Origin of the sequence: Streptomyces sp. NPDC058678, from assembly GCF_042714835.1 — a bacterium.
In the GTDB taxonomy this organism is placed as follows: Bacteria; Actinomycetota; Actinomycetes; order Streptomycetales; family Streptomycetaceae; genus Streptomyces.
Map to the genome: position 1 here is coordinate 622,750 of NZ_JBHXSG010000001.1, position 18,893 is coordinate 641,642.

The 18,893-nt window shown below is 69.0% G+C and carries 15 protein-coding genes and 3 pseudogenes; 7 read left to right on the forward strand and 11 right to left on the reverse strand.

Translation table 11 applies throughout. The features are described from left to right. The first annotated feature begins 240 nt into the window (after window positions 1–240). From ACFWWR_RS02710 to ACFWWR_RS02725, 4 genes are all read left to right on the forward strand, one after another. Window positions 241–765 carry a 2Fe-2S iron-sulfur cluster-binding protein gene (locus tag ACFWWR_RS02710; protein WP_266451056.1) on the forward strand — a complete coding sequence of 175 codons (525 nt, stop codon included), beginning with the start codon at window positions 241–243 and terminating at the stop codon, window positions 763–765. Next, window positions 762–1,757, forward strand: a complete 996-nt coding sequence (locus ACFWWR_RS02715) for an FAD binding domain-containing protein (RefSeq protein ID WP_384301566.1) — start codon at window positions 762–764, stop codon at window positions 1,755–1,757. The genes ACFWWR_RS02710 and ACFWWR_RS02715 overlap by 4 nt, the downstream gene beginning before the upstream one ends. Beyond that, window positions 1,754–4,000, forward strand: coding sequence for a xanthine dehydrogenase family protein molybdopterin-binding subunit (locus ACFWWR_RS02720; protein ID WP_384301568.1), 2,247 nt, complete (start codon window positions 1,754–1,756; stop codon window positions 3,998–4,000). The genes ACFWWR_RS02715 and ACFWWR_RS02720 overlap by 4 nt, the downstream gene beginning before the upstream one ends. Window positions 4,001–4,098: 98 nt before the next feature. Beyond that, complete coding sequence (locus ACFWWR_RS02725; RefSeq protein ID WP_384301570.1) at window positions 4,099–5,253, forward strand: XdhC family protein; 1,155 nt, start codon at window positions 4,099–4,101, stop codon at window positions 5,251–5,253. 528 nt (window positions 5,254–5,781) lie between these two features. On the opposite strand, the gene ACFWWR_RS02730 is transcribed toward ACFWWR_RS02725, so the two are convergent. Continuing rightward, entirely contained in the window at window positions 5,782–6,468 is a 687-nt protein-coding gene (locus ACFWWR_RS02730) for an SDR family oxidoreductase (protein WP_266451060.1), read from the reverse strand. Window positions 6,469–6,703: 235 nt separating this feature from the next. Between ACFWWR_RS02730 and ACFWWR_RS02735 the strand changes: the two genes are divergently transcribed. Further along, complete coding sequence (locus ACFWWR_RS02735) at window positions 6,704–6,841, forward strand: hypothetical protein (protein WP_383861706.1); 138 nt, start codon at window positions 6,704–6,706, stop codon at window positions 6,839–6,841. 82 nt (window positions 6,842–6,923) lie between these two features. Here ACFWWR_RS02735 and ACFWWR_RS02740 read toward each other — a convergent pair whose 3' ends face one another. The 5 genes and pseudogenes from ACFWWR_RS02740 to ACFWWR_RS02760 all read right to left on the reverse strand — a co-directional run. Next, window positions 6,924–7,754 (reverse strand): enoyl-CoA hydratase/isomerase family protein, encoded by an 831-nt coding sequence (locus ACFWWR_RS02740; RefSeq protein WP_383861710.1) that lies wholly within the window; start codon window positions 7,752–7,754, stop codon window positions 6,924–6,926. Between the two features lie 128 nt (window positions 7,755–7,882). Then, window positions 7,883–9,448, reverse strand: coding sequence for a long-chain fatty acid--CoA ligase (locus tag ACFWWR_RS02745; RefSeq protein WP_383861713.1), 1,566 nt, complete (start codon window positions 9,446–9,448; stop codon window positions 7,883–7,885). Window positions 9,449–9,536: 88 nt separating this feature from the next. Next, entirely contained in the window at window positions 9,537–10,391 is an 855-nt protein-coding gene (locus tag ACFWWR_RS02750) for an alpha/beta fold hydrolase (protein ID WP_383861716.1), read from the reverse strand. Window positions 10,392–10,486: 95 nt separating this feature from the next. Next, entirely contained in the window at window positions 10,487–11,302 is an 816-nt protein-coding gene (locus ACFWWR_RS02755) for an oxidoreductase (RefSeq protein ID WP_383861719.1), read from the reverse strand. 282 nt (window positions 11,303–11,584) lie between these two features. After that, a pseudogene (locus tag ACFWWR_RS02760) lies at window positions 11,585–12,041 on the reverse strand (transposase); the annotation flags it as partial. 330 nt (window positions 12,042–12,371) lie between these two features. On the opposite strand from ACFWWR_RS02760, the pseudogene ACFWWR_RS02765 reads away from it, so the two are divergent. Further along, a pseudogene (locus ACFWWR_RS02765) lies at window positions 12,372–12,658 on the forward strand (Pycsar system effector family protein). A gap of 23 nt (window positions 12,659–12,681) precedes the next feature. Continuing rightward, window positions 12,682–13,479 carry a Crp/Fnr family transcriptional regulator gene (locus ACFWWR_RS02770; RefSeq protein WP_384301572.1) on the forward strand — a complete coding sequence of 266 codons (798 nt, stop codon included), beginning with the start codon at window positions 12,682–12,684 and terminating at the stop codon, window positions 13,477–13,479. Between the two features lie 244 nt (window positions 13,480–13,723). Here the strand turns inward: ACFWWR_RS02770 and egtD are convergent, their stop codons facing one another. The 5 genes and pseudogenes from egtD to egtA all read right to left on the reverse strand — a co-directional run bounded on the left by egtD (window position 13,724) and on the right by egtA (window position 18,576). Beyond that, window positions 13,724–14,695: an L-histidine N(alpha)-methyltransferase gene (gene egtD, locus ACFWWR_RS02775; protein ID WP_383861745.1), complete on the reverse strand. Its 972-nt coding sequence runs from the start codon at window positions 14,693–14,695 to the stop codon at window positions 13,724–13,726. 137 nt (window positions 14,696–14,832) lie between these two features. Continuing rightward, window positions 14,833–15,108, reverse strand: a pseudogene (locus tag ACFWWR_RS02780) (L-histidine N(alpha)-methyltransferase); the annotation flags it as partial. After that, a complete protein-coding gene (gene egtC, locus ACFWWR_RS02785) occupies window positions 15,105–15,896 on the reverse strand; it encodes an ergothioneine biosynthesis protein EgtC (RefSeq protein WP_383861724.1) in 792 nt (263 codons plus the stop codon). The pseudogene ACFWWR_RS02780 and the gene egtC, both read right to left, overlap by 4 nt. Continuing rightward, window positions 15,896–17,242 (reverse strand): ergothioneine biosynthesis protein EgtB, encoded by a 1,347-nt coding sequence (egtB, locus tag ACFWWR_RS02790; protein ID WP_384301574.1) that lies wholly within the window; start codon window positions 17,240–17,242, stop codon window positions 15,896–15,898. The genes egtC and egtB overlap by 1 nt, the downstream gene beginning before the upstream one ends. Beyond that, window positions 17,239–18,576 carry an ergothioneine biosynthesis glutamate--cysteine ligase EgtA gene (egtA, locus tag ACFWWR_RS02795; RefSeq protein WP_383861730.1) on the reverse strand — a complete coding sequence of 446 codons (1,338 nt, stop codon included), beginning with the start codon at window positions 18,574–18,576 and terminating at the stop codon, window positions 17,239–17,241. The genes egtB and egtA overlap by 4 nt, the downstream gene beginning before the upstream one ends. Between the last annotated feature and the right edge of the window lie 317 nt (window positions 18,577–18,893).

Genomic DNA, 18,893 nt, shown 5'->3' on the forward strand with positions numbered 1-18,893 from the left:
TTGTTGATTCGTGATGCACCGAAGACCATACGCCTGGCCTGCGGATTTACGATGATTTGCATCAGTGCTGTTGCATGGGAATGTAAAATCGAGACTTCGGAGATGCGGTAGCTGGTCAAAGTGCTACGTTCTTGTTTTACATTATGGACGTACTCTCGTGATTCGGTTCCCCGGTCGGCGGCGTCGCAGTCCGCGGAGCGGAGTCCCTCTTGTCCCGGCCTATGTGCCTGGTGGCCCCCCATGAGAACGAGCCCACGGGCGAACCGGAGGAATGACACGGTGGAGATCGAGCTGCGGATCAATGGATCCGCCCAACGGCTGGACGTCTCACCACAGGTGAGCCTGCTGGACGCGCTGCGCGAGTACCTGGGCCTGACGGGCACCAAGAAGGGCTGTGACCAGGGCGCATGCGGCGCCTGCACGGTGCTGGCCGACGGTCGGCGGATCAACGCCTGCCTCGCACTGGCGGTGCAGTACCAGGGCCGCGAGATCACGACCATCGAAGGGGTCGACCACCCGCTCCAGGAGGCGTTCGTCCGCACGGACGGATTCCAGTGCGGCTACTGCACGCCGGGCCAGATCTGTTCGGCGATCGGCATGCTCGCCGAGCACAAGGAGGGTGCGCCCAGCGCGGCGACCGAGCACCTCGCCGACACGGGCGGGGAGCTGGACGAGGCGGAGATCCGGGAGCGGATGAGCGGCAACCTGTGCCGCTGCGGCGCCTACAACGGCATCGTCTCGGCGATCAAGGAGGTCGCGAAGTGAAGTCGTTCTCCTACCTCAGTGCACCGGACACGGCCACGGCGCTGCATGCGATCACCGGCAGCGAAGGCGTGAAGTTCCTCGCGGGCGGGACGAACCTCGTCGACCTCATGCGGGAGGGCATCGAAGAGCCGGCGACGGTCGTGGACATCACCCGCCTGCCGATGACCGGGATCGAGGAACTTGCCGACGGCAGCCTCCGCGTCGGCGCCCTGGTGACCAACAGCCGGCTCGCGGCGGACCCCCTCATCCGGACCCGCTATCCGGTGCTGGCGCAGGCGGTCCTGCTGGGGGCGTCCGCCCAGTTGCGGAACATGGCGACGGTAGGAGGCAACCTGCTGCAGCGCACCCGTTGCATGTACTTCTACGACGAGGCGTCGGCGTGCAACAAGCGTGTGCCCGGCAGCGGTTGTGACGCGATCGGCGGGTTCTCCCGCGGCAGTGCGGTGCTGGGGGCGAGCGAGCACTGCGTCGCGACGCATCCCTCGGACATGGCGGTGGCGCTGGTGATGCTCGACGCGGTCGTCGAGGTGGAGAGCGTACGCGGCGTGCGGCGTATCCCGGTCGGCGAGTTCCACCGGCTGCCCGGCGACACGCCGCACATCGAGACGGTGCTGGCCGCCGACGAGCTGATCACGGCCGTCGAACTGCCTGCGGTGCCGGTCGCGACCCACTCGCGGTACCGCAAGGTCCGCGACCGCGCGTCCTACGCGTTCGCCCTCGTCTCCGTCGCCGCCGCGCTGGCCGTCGAGGACGGCGTGGTCACCGACGTCCGCCTCGCACTCGGCGGCGTCGCGACCAAGCCGTGGCGGGCACACATCGCGGAACAGCACCTGCTCGGCGCCGAAGCCACCGACGAGAGCTTCGCCCACGCCGCCGCCGCCGAACTCGCCCCCGCTCTGCCCCTGCCCGACAACGCCTTCAAGATTGACCTGGCCCAGCGGACGGTCGTGGCCGTGCTGCGGAAACTCAACGCCGAGCGGAGCGCATCGTGACCACACGCACCAGGACAGGCTCCGAGCCCGGCGCGGACACCTCCGTACCCGTCGGGGGCGCGGTCGGCCGGCCGGTGGACCGCCGGGACGGCCACGCGAAGGTGACCGGGGCGGTGCGGTTCTCCGCCGAGCACCACTACCCGAACCTCACGTACGCGACACTGGTCCATGCCACCGTCGCCCGTGGCACGATCACCGGCATCGACACGGCCGCGGCGGCCGCGGTGCCCGGCGTCGTGGCGGTCCTCACCCACCTCAACGCGCCAAGGATCAAACCACCTCGCAAACTCAACATCGTGCGGAACCTGGGACCCGACGTCTCGGGAACCGACGTCGACTACCTCAACACCGATCAGGTCGTCTGGGACGGCCAGCCGATCGCCGTCGTGGTCGCGGAGACCTCGGCCGCGGCGAACGAAGCCGCGTCGCTCGTCGAAGCGACCTACGACCGGCTGCCCGCGCGGGTGGACTTCGCCGCCGAGCAGAAGAACGCCACCCCGGCGAAGGGCGACCCCTTCTCCTTCGCCGGCCTGAAGAAGAAGGGCGACGCGGAGACGGCGCTGGCCGCTGCGGAGGTGTCGGTCGACCTGCGCTACACCACGCCCGGCCTGCAGCACAACGCGATCGAACCGCACGCGACGATCGCCGTCTGGGACGGTGACCACCTCACCGTGCACGACACCACCCAGTCCATCAACCAGACCGGCCACTACCTGGCCTGGCGGTTCGGTGTGCCGGCGTCCCACGTCCGTGTCCGTGCCGAGTTCCTGGGAGGCGGCTTCGGCGGGAAGTTCGCCGTCTGGCCCGGCACGGTCATCGCGGCGATGGCGGCCAAGGCTGTCGGACGGCCCGTGCGCCTGGCGCTGAGCCGCACGGCCGTCAGCCGCGCCACCGGTGGGCGCACCGCCTCGACCAACCGGATCGCACTCGGTGCGACCCGTGACGGCCGGCTCACCTCGCTGATCCAGGACAGCATCACCCGCACGGGCTCGGTCGGGGGCCTGCTCGAGGCGACCACCTCGCCGGCCCGGCACCTCTACGGTGCCGAGAACATGCTGACCCGGCAGAACCTCGTCCCGATGGATCTGGTGCCCAACACCTGGCTGCGCGCCCCTGGCGAGGCGATCGGCAGCTTCGTACTGGAATCGGCGCTGGACGAACTCGCCTACGAGCTGTCCATGGACCCGATCGACCTGCGGCTGCGCAACGAGCCCGCAACGGATCCGACGGATGGCAAGAAGTTCTCCCAGCGGATGCAGCGTGAAGCCTTCGAGAGGGGCGCCGAACGCTTCGGCTGGGCGGACCGCAACCCCGAACCCCGCTCCATGCGGGACGGCGAGTGGCTCGTCGGCATGGGCACGGCCACGGCCTACCACCCGACCCTGCGCCTGGTCGCCGACGTCAAGGTACGGCTGAGCGACGACGGCAGCGCGCTCGTGCAGTGCGGTTTCCACGAGATGGGCATGGGTGCCGCGACCGTACAGGCACAGATCGCCGCGGACGCGCTCGGCATCGCGTACGAGAAGGTCCGGGTCGAGTACGGCGATTCGGCCCTGCCGTCCGGACCGATGGCCGGCAACTCGAACCAGACGGCGACGGTGGCCACCAGCCTCCTCGCCGCGTGCGCCGAGCTGACCCGGAAGGTGAGTGCCCTGGCCCGGCGTACGGGCACGACCGGTCAGGAACCAGCGTCCGCCCTGCGCGCGGCGGGGCGCCCGTTCATCGAGGCCTCGGTCGGATCGGACACACGGTTGGGTGCGCTGGGCGGTCAGGGCCGCTTGCTGTCCAACTTCCTGAAGGACCAGCGCTGGTCCAAGGCCGCCCGTGGCGCGCAGTTCTGTGAGGTGCGGGTGAACGCCGACACCGGCGAACTGCGGATCTCGCGCTGGCTCGGCATGTTCGACGTCGGCCGGATCATCAACCCCAAGACCGCGGCCAGCCAGCTGCGCGGGGCTGTGGTCATGGGCATCGGCATGGCGATGTCGGAGCAGAGCCTGATCGACCCCCGCAACGGGCGCACCATGAGCGCCGGGCTCGACTCCTACTACGTGCCGGTGCACGCCGACATCCCCCCGATCGACGTCGACTGGCTCGACGAACCGGACAAGACGATGCCCCTGGGCATCATCGGGCTGGGCGAGGTCGGCATGACCGGCGTGGCGGCCGCGATCGCGAACGCCGTCTATCACGCGACCGGCAAGCGGATCCGGGACCTGCCGATCACGCTGGACAAGCTGCTCTGAGACGACGGCGGTCACGGGTCGTCGTCGTGCAGGGCCTTTCGGGTGCCACACGCACGACGACGGCCCGATCTGCGTACGACGACAAGAAAGAAACTCCCATGCTGGACATCGCGGACGAGCTGAGCCGGTGGCTCGAGGAAGGCCGGGACTTCGCCGTGGCCACGGTCGTGGCCGTCAGCGGCAGCGCACCGCGCGGGCCGGGCGCCGCGCTCGCCGTCGACGCCGACGGCACGGCCATCGGCTCGGTCTCCGGCGGCTGTGTCGAAGGCGCGGTCTACGACCTGTGCGCCCAGGCGCTCGCCGACGGCGTGGCGGTGCGCGAGCGGTTCGGGTACAGCGACGAGGACGCCTTCGCCGTGGGCCTGACCTGCGGCGGCGTCCTCGACATCCTGGTCACCCCCATAACCGCCGGCGGACCGGACAGGAAGACATTCCAGACGGCGCTGACGGCTGCCGCCCGGGGCGAGGCGGTGGCACTCGCCCGCGTGGTCCGTGGCCCGGCTTGGCTCCTCGGGCGGGCGCTGGCGGTCCGTCACGACGGATCCTACGAAGGTGAAGTCGGCGGACATCCCGACCTGGACAGCGCCGTCGTCGACGAAACCCGCTCGCTGCTGAACGCCGGCCGCACCGGCACCTTCGACATCGCGCAGGACGGATCCCACTGCGAACCGGACCTGACCCTGCTCGTCGAGTCGATCGTGCCGCCGCCGCGCATGCTCGTCTTCGGTGCCATCGACTTCGCCGCGGCGCTGGTGCGCGTGGGCAAGTTCCTCGGTTACCACGTCACGGTGTGCGATGCCCGGCCCGTCTTCGCCACCCGGTCACGCTTTCCCGAGGCCGACGACATCGTGGTCGACTGGCCGCACCGCTACCTGCACCGCGCCCGGACCGACGACCGCACGGTGGTGTGCGTCCTCACCCACGACGCCAAGTTCGACGTACCCCTCCTGGAGACGGCACTGCGGCTGCCGGCCGCCTACATCGGCGCGATGGGCTCACGCCGCACCCACGAAGACCGCGACCGCAGACTCCGCGAAACGGGCCTCACCGAAGCCGAACTGACGCGCCTGCACTCACCGATCGGCCTCGACCTCGGCGCCCGCACACCCGAGGAGACGGCCCTGTCCATCGCGGCTGAGATCGTCGCCGCCCGCCACGGCGGAACAGGCCTGCCCTTGAGCGACTCACACACACCGATCCACCACGACACTGACGGGCGCCGACCGGGACGATCGGGGCGAGTGGCCGCGTGACGCGACCGCCAGCCATCCGTCAGGACGACCGGGACAGGCGCTGTCACGTTGGCCGAGCGGGTGGGACGATCTCCGGGTTGAGCCGATGCTTGAGCACGGCGTGATCGTCTCCTACGAGACCGGCCGCCGCTGGTGTGTGAAGTTCGGGCAGCGGTACGCCGATTCGCTGCGGCAGTATCTGTGGCGGGCCGTCGACCCGGACGGGAAGGTCCTCGGCATCCTCGTGCAGAAGCGGCGGGAGAGGGCCGTGGGCAGGTGGTCTTCCGCCGCTTCTCTCCTTTACGCCGTGACGCCGGGCACGCGAGCAGGTGTCGCGGGCCCGGCCGGCTTGCGGAAGTGGAGGGAAGGGCGGGGGGAAACCGAGGAGCGGTACGGAGCGGTGGCCGGCTCTCGTCGGCATGTGAAACGGCCACGTAGGGAGGCCTTGGCGCCACACCACTCCGCCACGAAAGCCCCGATCACCGTCTCCGTTCTGGTCCGAAACCGGATGGGAGCTCTGTTCGTCCCGCTACCTTCCCGGATACGGCCTCATGCCGAGGCAGGTGCTGCGGCCAGGCCCTGCTTGACGTGCCGTGTGGTCTCATCGGCGAGGATTTCGGGCAGACCCTTCTCGATGCCCGCCAGGGCCTGGGCCGCGACGTCGGCGGGGTCGGCCTTCTGCTCGCCGGTGATGACGGCGGCCATGTCGGTGTCCATGTAGCCGACGTGCAGCGCCGATACGGTGATGCCGCGAGGCGCCAGCTCCTCCCGGGTCGCATTGGTCAGCGCCCATGCGGCTGACTTGGCCGCCGAATACGACCCGTGGTCGGCGACGTGCAGCCAGGAGAGCACGGACAGGACGTTCAGTATCGCGCCACCGCCGTTGTCCCCGATGACCGGGGCGAAGGCCCGAGTCACGGCGAGCGGGCCGAAGAAGTTCGTCTCCATCTCCAGTCGCACCGCGTCCTGGCCGCCGGCGATCAGAGGTGTGCCCGTGGAGATGCCGGCATTGTTCACCAGCAGTGTCGCGTCGGATGCGATACGGGCTGCGGCCCGGATCGACTCCTCGTCCGTCACGTCCAGACGGAGCGGGGTCACGCCCTCCAGATCGACAGTCTCCGGGCGGCGCGCCGCCGCGTACACCTTCGCGCCGCGCTCCAGGAGTTGGGCGGCCAGGTGGCGTCCGAGCCCGCGGTTGGCGCCGGTTACCACTGCGACGGCGTCCTTGAGTTCCATGTCTGCTCCCGGTTGTGGGGGTCGTGCGATCGGACCCGACTTTAGATTATGATCATAATCTAAAGTCGAGCATAGGTTGGATTCCAACTGGCATCAAACTGGGGAGGGTTGATGGGGCGCGTGTCACAGACGCAGGCCCAGGGGAACTCGAGCAGTGAGCCGGTCAATGCGACGCCGCCCAGCAGGCATTGATCGACACCTGCCTCTCCGTCGAGCACCGCGACATACCGACGGGGTGAGCGACTTCGCCGACTGGCTTGCCGCGGAGGACCGGGACGGCATCACCCGGCTCTGCACGGTGCTCGGCGCACTCGTCGCGGCCGCCGCCACGCCGGGCCGTGCGACCGCGGTCACCGGACCGAAGGCGCACTGACCGCCGCCCCCCGGCAGCGACGTCCCTCTGTCGGCGTGGCCGATCGCCACAGCACGGGACGTCGCAGCCGACGAGACATGGATCAGAGCGTCTGGTTGACCAGGCCGATGTACTCGCCGAGCCGGTACTCGACGTCGAGCCCCTTGTCGGCGGCTACTGCGCCGATTCCGGCCGCGCGCGAGAGGAACCCGGGCTGTGTCAGGGTGTTCCCGAACGCGGCGAAGGAGGCGACGAGATCGGCTTCCGGCGGCAGTGTCGCTCGGTTGACCTGGGACTTCGCGGTCGCCAGTGCCTGCCGGTCGAAGGAGGCGAGGCGGGCGGCCGTCGCGTCGACGAAGGCGTCGAGTTCGGCGTCGGGCAGGGTGCGGGTGACCCATCCCCAGCGCTCGGCCAGGTCGGCGTCGTAGTCGGCACCGCCGAGGATGGCCTCGAGCGCCCGGTCGCGGCCGATCAAACGGGGCAGTCGCTCGGCTCCGCCCCCGCCGGGGACAAGGCCGATGCCTACCTCGGGCTGGGAGAAGAACGCCTTCTCACGGCTGGCGTAGCGCAGGTCGCAGGCCAGGGCCAGTTCGTTGCCGCCGCCGCGGGTGCGGCCACGGATGGAGGCGATGCTGACGTACGGGGCCTTGCTCAGGCTCAGGACTATGTCGGTCCAGACCGGGTTGCCGCCCTCGTGTTCGGGTGCGGGGATTCCGGCGGCCTGGGAGGCGTCGAAGTGGTTGAGGAAGAAGTCGGGGACCTCACTGGTGAAGACGACGACCTGGAGGTCGGGGTCCTTCTCGAACCCCGTGACGATCTCGTGCAACCGGACGAGGGTCTCGGGAACCACCAGGTTCACAGGCGGGTTCGCGAACGTGATCTTGGCGATCTGCGGGGTCGTCCGCTCGAGGCGGACAGTGCTGGGCTGGCTCATGGGATGTTGCCGTTCTCTTGGTAGTGGTTGGGGTATGGGTGGCGGCGGCAGCCGTGTTCGTTCGGCAGCCGAGGCTGGGGTGAGGTGCTGAAGGCGTTGCGGGCGCACGCGTTGCGTGTCGCCCGGTGTCACTGCCGGGCGCCCTCGCGGGTCAGCTCGCGCTTGAGGATCTTGCCCGTGGCGGTCATGGGCAGGGTGTCCGCGAATTCGATGATGCGCGGATATTTGTGTGCTGCCATGGTCTGGCGGCACCAGGCGATGAGTTCGTCCTCCGTCAGCTCGGAGCCGGGCTTGAGGATGACGAACGCCTTGACTTCCTCTCCATGACGGGGATGCGGGACGCCGACCACAGCGGAGAGACTGACCGCGGGGTGGGTGAGCAGCACCTCTTCCAGCTCTCGCGGGTAGACGTTGAAGCCGCCGCGGATGATCATGTCCTTCTTGCGGTCGACGATGTAGAGGTAGCCGTCGGCGTCCCTGGTGCCGATGTCGCCGGTGCGCAACCAGCCCTGGGCGTCCAGTACCTCGGCGGTCGCTTCCGGACGGCCGAGGTAGCCCTTCATGACGTTGTGTCCGCGTACCCACAGCTCGCCGGGTGCGTCGACCGGGGCCTCGGTGCCGTCCTCGCGCACCACGCGCACCTGGACACCCCAGACCGGGAGACCGATCGAGCCGGGCTTGCGAGGCCGGTCCAGGTGGTTGAAGGTGGCCACCGGGCTGGTCTCCGACATGCCGAAGCCCTCCAGGACCGGGACGCCGAAACGCTCCTCGAACGCGGTCAGTACTTCGACGGGCAGCGCTGACCCGCCGGACACCGCGATCCGCAGAGTGTCGGCGATCTTCACGAGGTCGTGCCGGTCCGCATCCGGGTGGTTGAGCAGAGCCCAGTACATGGTGGGCACGCCTGCGAAGACGGTGATGTTCTCCCGTTCCATCAGGGCCAGGGTGTCCGCCGGAGTGAACCGGGGCAGCAGAACAAGCGTCGAGCCCACGGCAAAGCCGGCGTTCATCAGGACGCTCTGGCCGAAGCTGTGGAACAGCGGCAGGGTCACCAGCTGCACGTCGTGCGGCCGGGTGTCGAAAAGCCGGACGCACAGCAGGGCGTTGTGTACCAGGTTGCTGTGGGTCAGCTCGGCGCCCTTGGGCTGCCCGGTGGTACCGCTGGTGTACAGCACCACCGCCGTGTCCGTCTCCGCCGCCGGCTGCGTGGCCCACTCGTCCGAGTGGCCCTGGGTGAACTGGGCCAGCGTCTCTCCGGCCGTCGATCCGCTCGTCACCCCGGGATCCTCGGTGAGCAGGACGAAGGCTTCGCAGTCGGGTGTGGCCTCGAAGGCGGCCCGTCCGCGTTCGCCCATCGGCAATTCGGCGCCGCCCTCGAAGCAGAAATACGCCTTCGCCCGGGAGTCACGCAGGTGGTAGGCCACTTCCCGCTCGGTCAGGAGAGTGTTGAGCGGAACGACGGAGGCGCCCGCCTTGAGGATCCCGTAGTAGACCACCGGGAAGTACGGCAGGTTGGGACAGCTCAGTGCGATCCGGTCGCCGTCCCCGATGCCACGGGCCACCAAGGCGGCGGCCACGCGGTTCGCCGCCGCGTTGAGTTCCCCGTACGTCCACCGTTCCTTGCCCAGCACCAGCGCGGTGTGGTCGGGGCGTGCCCGCGCGGTGTCCTCCAGCAGGACAGCCAGGTTGAGCATGTGCGTACCTCCACGAGGTCACGTCTTCGGGACACACCCACTGGCCGGGGCGCGTGTTGGTGAGTGTCGACGCCCGTTTGCGGCGTCTTCAGGCAGCGAGGAAGTCGGCTACCTGCTTGGTGAAGGCCCTGGCGTGCTGGAAGAGGAACGCATGGCCCGCGTCGCTGTAGAGCACCAGGGTGGCGTTCTCGAGGTGCTGGACGGCGGCGAAGGAAGCGAAGGCCGGAAGCATCACGTCGTGGACACCGTTGGCGTACAGAACGGGCTGTTTGATGGTCTCCAGTTCGGCTGCCACCTGCTCGAAGGGAGTCTCCAGGAGTGCGCTGACCGCGGTGAACTGGCCGCCCGCCGCCGCGGCGGAGATGCCGGGAACGCCGGCGGCGAGCCGGGTGGAGACGTGGTCGAGGTGGCTGAGTCCGGAGGCACGGGCCGCGTCGGTCTCCGGGTAGAACAGGTAGAGCATGTCCTCCGTGTCGCCGCCGTCGGGCTTGGACATGATGCCCATGACCCTCTCGCTCATGGGCGGCGCGCCGGGCGCCCAGGCGGTCGGGCTGCTGCCCGCCACGATGAACTTGCGCACCAGCTCGGGACGGTGAAGGGCCACGCGCTGCGCCACAAAGCCGCCCAGCGACCAGCCGAGCAGGTCGACCTGGGCGAGCCCGAGGGCCTCGATGAACTCGATGACTCCCTCGGCGAAACCGTCGAGGGAGTCGCGCGCCTCGCCGGTGGTGTAGCCGACGCCGACGTTGTCGAAGACGATCACGTCGTGGTCGGCGGCCAGGTAGTCCAGGAACTCCGGGTCCCACCAGTCGATGGTTGCCCGGAAGCGGTGCAGCAGGACCAAGGGGACTCCGCCCTGCGGACCCATGCGCCGGTAGGTGAAGGTCGCGGAGGGCCCCTCCACCGTGAGGGTTTCGGCCTTGTCTGCCAGATATGTGCTCATGACGTCCTTCTCTTGCTGTCGGGGGTCTGAGGTCGTGCTGGTCGAGGAGCGCTGACGAGGCGGATGCCTCGTTGCTGGTGCATGCTCGGCGGGTGTCAGCCGGCCAGCTTGTTGATCTTGCGGATCTGCTGGTCGAAGGCCCGGGCGGGCAGGAGCCGACGTGCGGTGCTGATGCGTCGGGCGTTGGGGCCGGCGGCGTACCGCAGCTTCGCCTTGGAGTCGGTGGCCGCCGTGACGATCGCCTTGGCGACGACGTCGGGCGAGTCCCCGTCGTCGTTGAACGACACCGCCACCTGGTCGGCGACGCGCCGCCGCTCCGCGTAGAACTCCATCGGCACGTCGGGCGCCACGGCGTTCGCCTCGAAGGCGGTGTTGGTGCCGGCGGGCTGGACGAGCAGCACCCGCACGCCGTACTCGCGGACCTCGTGGTCCAGCGACTCGGAGTACCCCTCTACCGCGTGCTTGGAGGCCGCGTAGGCGGCCATGAAGGGCTGGGGGATGAAGCCGAGGATGGAGGAGACGTTGATGACGCGTCCGAAGCCCTGGGCGCGCATCTGTGGCAGGACGGCCTTGGTCATGCGCATCACACCGAAGACGTTGATGTCGAAGACGCGCTGGGCCTGGGCGACGGAGTTCTCCTCGTCGGCGCCCGAAGAGCCGATGCCTGCGTTGTTGACCAGGACGTCGATCCGCCCGTAGCGGTCGATCACCTCCGCGACCGCGGCGGTGACCGAATCGTTACTGGTCACATCCAGGCCGAGGAAGGTCACGCCGTCGCGGCGGGTGACTCCGGACGCCTTCCTGCTTGTGCCGATCACCTCGAAGCCCGCCGTGACGAGCGCCAGGGCGGTTGTCTTTCCGATGCCGGAGGACGCGCCCGTCACGAGGGCTACCGGCCGTGTTGTCGTCATGATCTCTCTCCTGGCTCATTGAAGTACGCTCGTAATCTCAAGAGGGAGCGTAACAGCCTTCCAGGCAATATGCATCAGTGGAGTTCCTTTTATTGAGAATCTTGCGATAGAGCTGGCACAGTTATCGCTAGGAGCGTGGGTCAGTAACAGGTGACTGGTCGGGTGGCCGTGAGCGGTGGGATCAGTCGCGGTCGTCCGGTCGGCGCCTGTGAGGCCGGGGTGGGGTTCTGCCCGTGAGGTGTGCGGCCTGGTCGGACCGTGACGGGGCTGGGGCCCGGCTGATCAGCCGACCATGGCGGCGAGTCCGGCGGTTCCGGCGTGTCGGAAGATCTTGCGGAGGTTGTGGCAGGCGGCCAGCAGGCGCCACTCGCCGCGGGCGCCGTCTTCGCCGCGTAGGAGGAGCTGGCGGCCGTTCTGGCAGGTCATGATCTGGCCGAAGACGGGTTCGACGATGGCCTTGCGGCGACTGTAAGCGGCCTTGCCGGGCTTGGTCCGCAGCTTGCGGGCCATCCGCTCCTTCAGGGTGGCGTTCGCTGGTATCCGTCCGCGCGGTGCGGGCGGGACCTGCTCGTCGTGTGCCAGGCGTCCGGTTGCCATGAACGTGTCGGTGCCGCAGACCAGTTGACGGTCCCTCGCGGCGTCGAGATTTGGCCTCGGAGCAGTATCCGGTGTCGACAAGCGCTTGCTTGGGGTGGCGGCCGGTGTTCCGGGCCGACTGGTCGAGCATGGTGGTGTAGTTCCTGCTGCGTACCCAGGGGTGTCCATTCTTAGCCCCAAGTGAGGTTTTCGGGAGAGCTGCACTGCCCATGCTTCTGCCCGGGCTGGCAGGTGGGTGCCCTGCCTGACAAAAGGGGGAAGGCTGATGGCGGTCGAGCCGACAGAGACTGCGTGGCGGATTCAGGCGGCTGTTGCCGATTTGACAGCCAAGGCTGATTCGAAGGCCTCGTTTGCACTGACCATGCAATCCACGGCCTTGGCTGTCTTCGGACTGCTTGCGAGCTCCCAACGGGCGGCGGGCGAACTCGACTCGGGCGCCTCACGGCTGCTGCTGTGGTGCGGAGTCTTACTCATGGTGGGCGGCGCCAGCTGCGCCGCCTGGGCCGTCTCGCCGAACCTCCGAAAGGAGCGGCGAGGGCCGGAACGTGACGACGATTTCCTGTACTTCGGGCATGTTCGGCACTGGAACCGGCGGCGCTCGAAGAGGTCCTCCGGAACAAAGATCCGTTGCCACCGCTGTCCCGGCAACTGGTGGTGATGAGCGAGATCGCCTGGACCAAGCACCGTCGCGTGCAGTGGTCGCTCACGCTGGCAGTTGCAGGCTGCACCGCCTTCGCTCTCGCGACCATAGTCGGCTGACCTACCAGGAAGACAGGACGCTGATGAACTTCTGCTCCCTGGTATCCGCCGACGTATGGCGCGACCTTGTGGAACGCGGGCGCCGGCGAACGTTCCGACGTGGATCCGTGCTGCTGCGAGAAGGGGAGTCGCCGGACTCCGTCATCGCACTGGTCGAAGGCCTGGTGAAGGTGACGCAGATCAATGAGTGCGGGGACGAACTGACGCTGACACTGCGCGGACCAGGCGAAGTGCTCGGGGAAATGGGCGCCTTACTCGGGCGACCACTCTCGGCCACCGTCACCGCGGTCCGCCCCTGTACCGGGTTTGTTCTGCCAGCCCACGCCTTCCGCGGCTACATAGAGCGCCGTAGCCTGGAGACGGTGGTGTACCAGCTGACCGTAGAACGGCTCAACACCCACGAACGCCTGCGAGACACCGCATGGAACAGCGTCGTACCGAACTGCAAGCGTTCCTGGCAGCCAACAAGCCCTGCACTACCAAGAGCAGGTAGTACCACGATGGCAGCCCCGACGCTGAGCGAAAGCGCGGTCCGAGCAGTCATTGAGACAGTACTCCGGGATGCCCGGGAGACCGGGCACCGTCCCACCATTGCTGCGGTAGAGCGGCACCTGGGCGTCACCCATGCCACCTTCTATCGCAACTTCAGCCACCTGATTTCCTGGTTCAAGCAGCAGGCCAAACCCACCGACGGCTCTGCCCCGGGCGAGGCTGAACTTGCGCACAAGAAATCACCACAGAGTGTCATTGCCGACCTTCGGCGGGAAACGTTCAACTCCGCCGCACTGTGGCGATCTACGCCGAAACCATCCGTCAATTGACCCTGAGCTACGAGGAGATCAGAACTCGGGTCGAAAGTCAGGCCGGGGTCACGGATATCTCGAGCCGTCGCACGTCTCGTGAGTAGAAGTATCTGATGGTGCAAGCCGTCGGATCCGTTCAGGCAGATGCGTGCCATGCTGGGTGGTAGCTCCTGGTACTCCAGGTCACGAATGGAGTACCAGAAGCCGCAGCGAAACGCGCTAACACCACATTCCGTGCCGTGTCATGGCAGCGCGAGTGAGTCTAGTGGGCAGTCGCGAGAATGACGGCGAAGCCTGCGTCGGAATCCGCCCAGAGCTGGTCGGTTTCCAGGCCCGCGGCGGCCATTTCTTCTCGCAGCTCATCCGCGGTGAACTTCGCGCTGCGTTCTGTGATCCATTCCTCTCCACGGTCGAAGTGCACCGTGAGACCGAGTCGCTCGATCGTCACGTCCTGATCGGCGAGGCTGCGCAGCCTCATCTCGATGTGTTGTTCGTCCCGGTTCCACACCGCCCGGTGCTCGAAGGCGTCGGGTTTGAAATTGGCGTCCAGTTCGCGGTTGAGGACGTATAGGAGATTCTTGTTGAAAGCGGCGGTGACGCCTTCGCTGTCGTCGTAGGCCGCAATCATCTCCTCCGTGTCCTTGACCAGGTCGGCTCCGATCAGAAGGAAGTCCTCGGGGCGCATGATGCTGCGGATTTCTCGCAGGAAGGGAACACGGACGGGCCGACGGAAGTTCCCCAGCGTACTGCCGATGAAGGCGATCAACCGAGGCGCGCCCGTCGGCAGCTCGGGTAGTACCAGAGGGGCCGTGAAATCCGCGCGAAGAGCATGGAGTACGAGCTGCGGATACTCCTGGACGAGTTGAGCGCTGGCTTGGTGCAGGGCGTCCTCGCTGACGTCGACGGGGACGTAGTGGAGGCCTGCCGGGTCGAGGGCTTCCAGGATCAACTTTGTCTTCGTGCTGCTGCCTGAGCCGAGTTCCACGAGGCTGCGGGCCTTGGTCCGCTCAGCGATGTCGCGGGCATGGAGCAGAAACAATCCGAGCTCCGCGCGCCACAGCGGGTACTCCTTGAGCTGGGTGATCTCCTCGAACAGCTCGCTGCCCCGGGCATCGTAGAACCAGGTGGGCGCCGTTGACTTCGGAGTGTGTGTCAGGCCGTCTCGGATGTCGGCGCGCAGTGCCCTGGCGTAGTGCTCGGCGTCCAGGGTGTCGGTGTAGCCGTAGGTGCGGATGCCGGTCACTGGTGCCTCGCTTCGGTCGACAGCAGACTGTGGGGGCTCTGGGAGTTCGGTCCGGTGTTGCCCAGCGGCTGAGACCTGAAGGTGGTCCTCGGGGAATGGACAACGGACGGAATGAACGACCCCCATATCTCCGAGGATCCGGAGCCCAGCTCGATCGGGGTGCGGGCGCCGGTCGCCGCGGCGATCTCTCCGGAGCGGGCGACCAGGATCTCCCGTTCGGCGCGGGTCGGGTAGTACTCGGGCAGTTCGGTGATCTGCTCGAACAGCTCGCTGCCGTGGGCGTCGTAGAACCACTTCGGCGGCAGGGTCTTCGGGGTGCGGGTCAGACCCTGGAGGACGTCGGCACGCAGGGCGGCCTCGGTGGCGTCCTCCGGCAGGGTGCGAGTGAGAAGGAACGGACTCACGTGCGGGGCTCCTTCGCGGGTGCGGGTGGCAGGGCGTCGCTCGGTTCCTTCAGCGGGGTGAGCAGCACGTCCGTGCGGCTCGCCGCGAGCAGGGTGCGGTCGGGGACCTCCCGCCAGTGCGGGTCGTCGTCGCAGGGCTCGGAGGCCACGACCGTGCGGCGGCCGGGCTCCGAGAGATACCAGAGGGTGTCGCCCCAGGCCGTCGCGGTGATGCTCTCCCCGTTGGTCAGCAGCAGGTTGAGCCGGGAGTCGGGGGCCGCCGCGGCGACCTCCAGGACCGTGTCGGCCAGCGCCTGGCCCTCCTCGTCGCCGCCGTGCAGGCGGGCGAGGACGAGGGCCCACACGAGCGCCGAGTCGTTGCGTGCCTCCAGGGACAGCAGGTCGGCGGCGGGCAGGGTCTGCGTGAGGGGCGCGAGGGAGTGCGGCCAGCCCTTGACCGCGCCGTTGTGGCTGAACAGCCAGCAACCCGCGGCGAACGGCGCCGCCGCGGCCTCCGCGTCCGCGCCCGCCAGGGTCGCGTCCCGTACGGCGGCCAGCACGGCCCCCGAGCGGACCACCCGGGCCAGGTCGGCGAGGGACTGGTCCGCCCAGATGGGCCCGGCCCGCCGGTACCGGGCCGGTGCCGGATCCCCCTCGGCGTACCAACCGACGCCGAAGCCATCGGCGTTGACCGTGCCGTACCGCTGCCGCCTCGGCGCCCACGACTGCCGGTACAGACTGTGCGGCGGCTCGACGAGGATCCGGCCGAGTGGCTCCGCGGGGCCCAGATAGGCCAGGTGACGGCACATCAGACCGCCTCCGAGCGGGCCGTGCGGAACCCGGAGAAGATCTGCCGCCGGATCGGATAGTCCCAGTTGCGGAACGTGCCCCGGCAGGCCACCGCGTCCACGGCGAACGCACCGCCGCGCAGCACCTTGTGGTCGGGGCCGAAGAAGACCTCCGAGTACTCCTTGTACGGGAACGCCTCGAACCCCGGGTACGGCAGGAAGTCGCTGGCCGTCCACTCCCACACGTCACCGATCAACTGCCGTACGCCGAGCGGGGATTCGCCCTCCGGGTAGCTGCCGGCCGGCGCCGGGCGCAGGTGCCGCTGGCCCAGGTTGGCGTGCTCGGGGGCCGGGTCGGCGTCGCCCCACGGGTAACGCATCGAGCGGTCGCCGGCGGGGTCGTGCCGTGCGGCCTTCTCCCACTCGGCCTCGGTGGGCAGCCGGCGCCCGGCCCAGCGGGCGTACGCGTCGGCCTCGTACCAGCACACGTGCAGCACCGGCTCGTCCGGCGGCACGACCTCTGTCACGCCGAAGCGGCGCCGCAGCCACTGCCTGCCGTCGCGGCTCCAGTACAGCGGCGCGTGGATGGAGTTCCGGCGGATGTGTGCCCAGCCCGCCGCCGTCCACCAGCGCTCGTCGTCGTAGCCGCCGTCCTCGATGAACGCCTGGTACGCGCCGTTCGTCACCGGAGTCGTGTCGATGGAGAACGACGCCACCTCGCGCCGGTGCGCCGGGCGTTCGTTGTCCAGTGCCCACGGCTCGGTGGAGGTGCCCATCGTGAACGGGCCGCCTGGAATGAGGACTTCGGCCGGTCCGGTGAACAGCGGTACCGGGTCCGGGTCCGGGGCGGTCAGGGCCTGCGGGCCCCTGCGGAGCTGATGGGTGATCAGCATCGTCTCGTCGTGCTGCTGTTCGTGTTGCGCGATCATCCCGAAGGCGAAGCCCGCCTCCGTCAGCCGCGTTCCGTGGAAGGCGGCGCGCTCCAGCACGTCCATCACCCGGCCGCGCACGTCGGCCGCGTACGAGCGGGCCTCGGCGGGCGCCAGCAGCGGCAGCGAGGGCCGCTCCGAGCGCGGGTGCTCGAAGGCGTCGTAGAGGCTGTCGATCTCGGGACGTATCGCCTCCTGCCCGGCGACGGCCCGCAGCAGCCACTGCTCCTCCTGGCTGCCGATGTGCGCGAGGTCCCACACCAGCGGCGACATCAGCGGGGAGTGCTGTGCGGTCAGGTCCGGGTCCTCCACGCAGCTGGTCAGCAGCGTCGTACGGTCGCGGGCGGTGGTCAGGGTGGTCAGCGCCCGGTCGCGGAGCGCTTCGGCATCGACGGCCTCGTCGACGACGGGTTCGGTGTCGAGGGCGGGGTCGGTCATGTGCGGATGTCCTTCCCGTGGGCGGTGGAGGTCCCTCCGGTCGGGTGAGGCCGGGACTGGGGGAGATCCGTGCCGCGCAGGTGTTCGAGCAGGTCCTCGGCGGGGCAGCGGCCGGGAACGACGTACCGGTCCTGGTACGCCGTGACGGCCGCCGTGACCTCTGCGGTCGCGCCGAGCCGGGGCAGGGCCTCCAGGGCCGCCTCGAAGCACGCGACGGCCGCCTCGTGCAGCTCGGGGTCGGTCAGGCCGTGGCGGGCCGCGTCGATCCACAGCGGATTGTGCGGCGCGGGCAGCGACAGGGCCCGCTCGGCCAGCGGCTTCACGATCCGGTAGGCGGTCTCGGCGGCCTCCGGGTCGTCGAAGAGCGCCGTCGTCACCGCCAGCGGCACGATCCAGCCGTCGTCGCCGGGCTGGGCGTCGATCATGCGCAGTTCGAGATGGCCGCGCGGTCTGACCGGCGGGAACAGCGTGCTGACGTGGTAGTCGAGGTCTTCCCGGGTCGGCGGCCTCGGGGCCCCCGACCTGGTCCACTCCCGGAACGTCAGCTCCTCGGGCACGTCCCACGGGCCCCCGTCCCGCCGTACGCACATCACGGGGGCGTCCAGCACGTGCCGGGCCCAGGCGGTCCGCGGATCGACGTCGAGCGGGGGTGCGCCCGCGCGGCCGGGGCCTATGTCCATCCACAGCAGTTGGCGGCTGGAGAGCCAGCCGGTGGGCTCGTGCCCGGCCGCCGGGGAGTTCGCGAACGCGGCCACCAGGACCGCCCCCAGCTGGTGCGCCAGCCACCAGCGCCGCCCGAGACCGAGCGGCCCGGGCTCCTCGTGACCGGCGTCCAGGCACACCTGGACGGAGGCGGAGGTGCACATCATGGCGCGGCCGGCCGGGCCGGTGCGGTCGAGGCAGGTCTCCATGGCGTCGTAGCGCGGCTCGCGCAGGAACCGGCGGGGCGTGTGCCAGGGGTCCTGGCCGATGCCGACGAGGCCCAGGCCGTCCTCGGCCAGCACCGCGCGGACGGCGGTCAGGTCGGCGGAGACGGTACCGATGCACTCCATCAGGGAGGCGGCGGGCGGTGAGCTCAGTTCCAGCTGGCCGCCGGGCTCTGTGGTGAGCGCCGACCTCAGGGGCACGGTACGCAGTGCGGCGTAGGCCGCTTCGAGTCGTTCGGGTGTCACGGGGAGCTGCGGTGTGCGCAGCTCATGGACGAGCCATTCCACTTCGACCCCGACGGTGCGGGGTGGACCGGTCTTGAAGCAGATGCCCCGGACCAGGGCCTCCACCTCGGCTTCGGTGACAGCGGTACGGGGCTCCGTACAGTCACTCGGCGTATGGGACATGTCGGGATCCTCCTGAGATTCCACCATGTCACCGGCCCGCGGTCTGATGGGGCGGGCCGGTGTCACTCGTCCCACCCAAGACCCTCGCGTCCGATCGCACAAGGGTACACATCGTCGCAATTGGGGCCGGGAATCTCCGTTTCCTGGGTGTTTTCGAGGAGTTTTCCGGGCACGTCCGGCCCGGAAAACTCCGTTGCACGGCAAGACCAGAATCGCTCAGGATGCGTCTGTGAGCATGACGGGGGAGGTGGCCCGGGGCGCCGGGATCCAGGCCGCGCCCGGGACGGGCCGCAGCGGCCGCAGGGACGACGAGAACA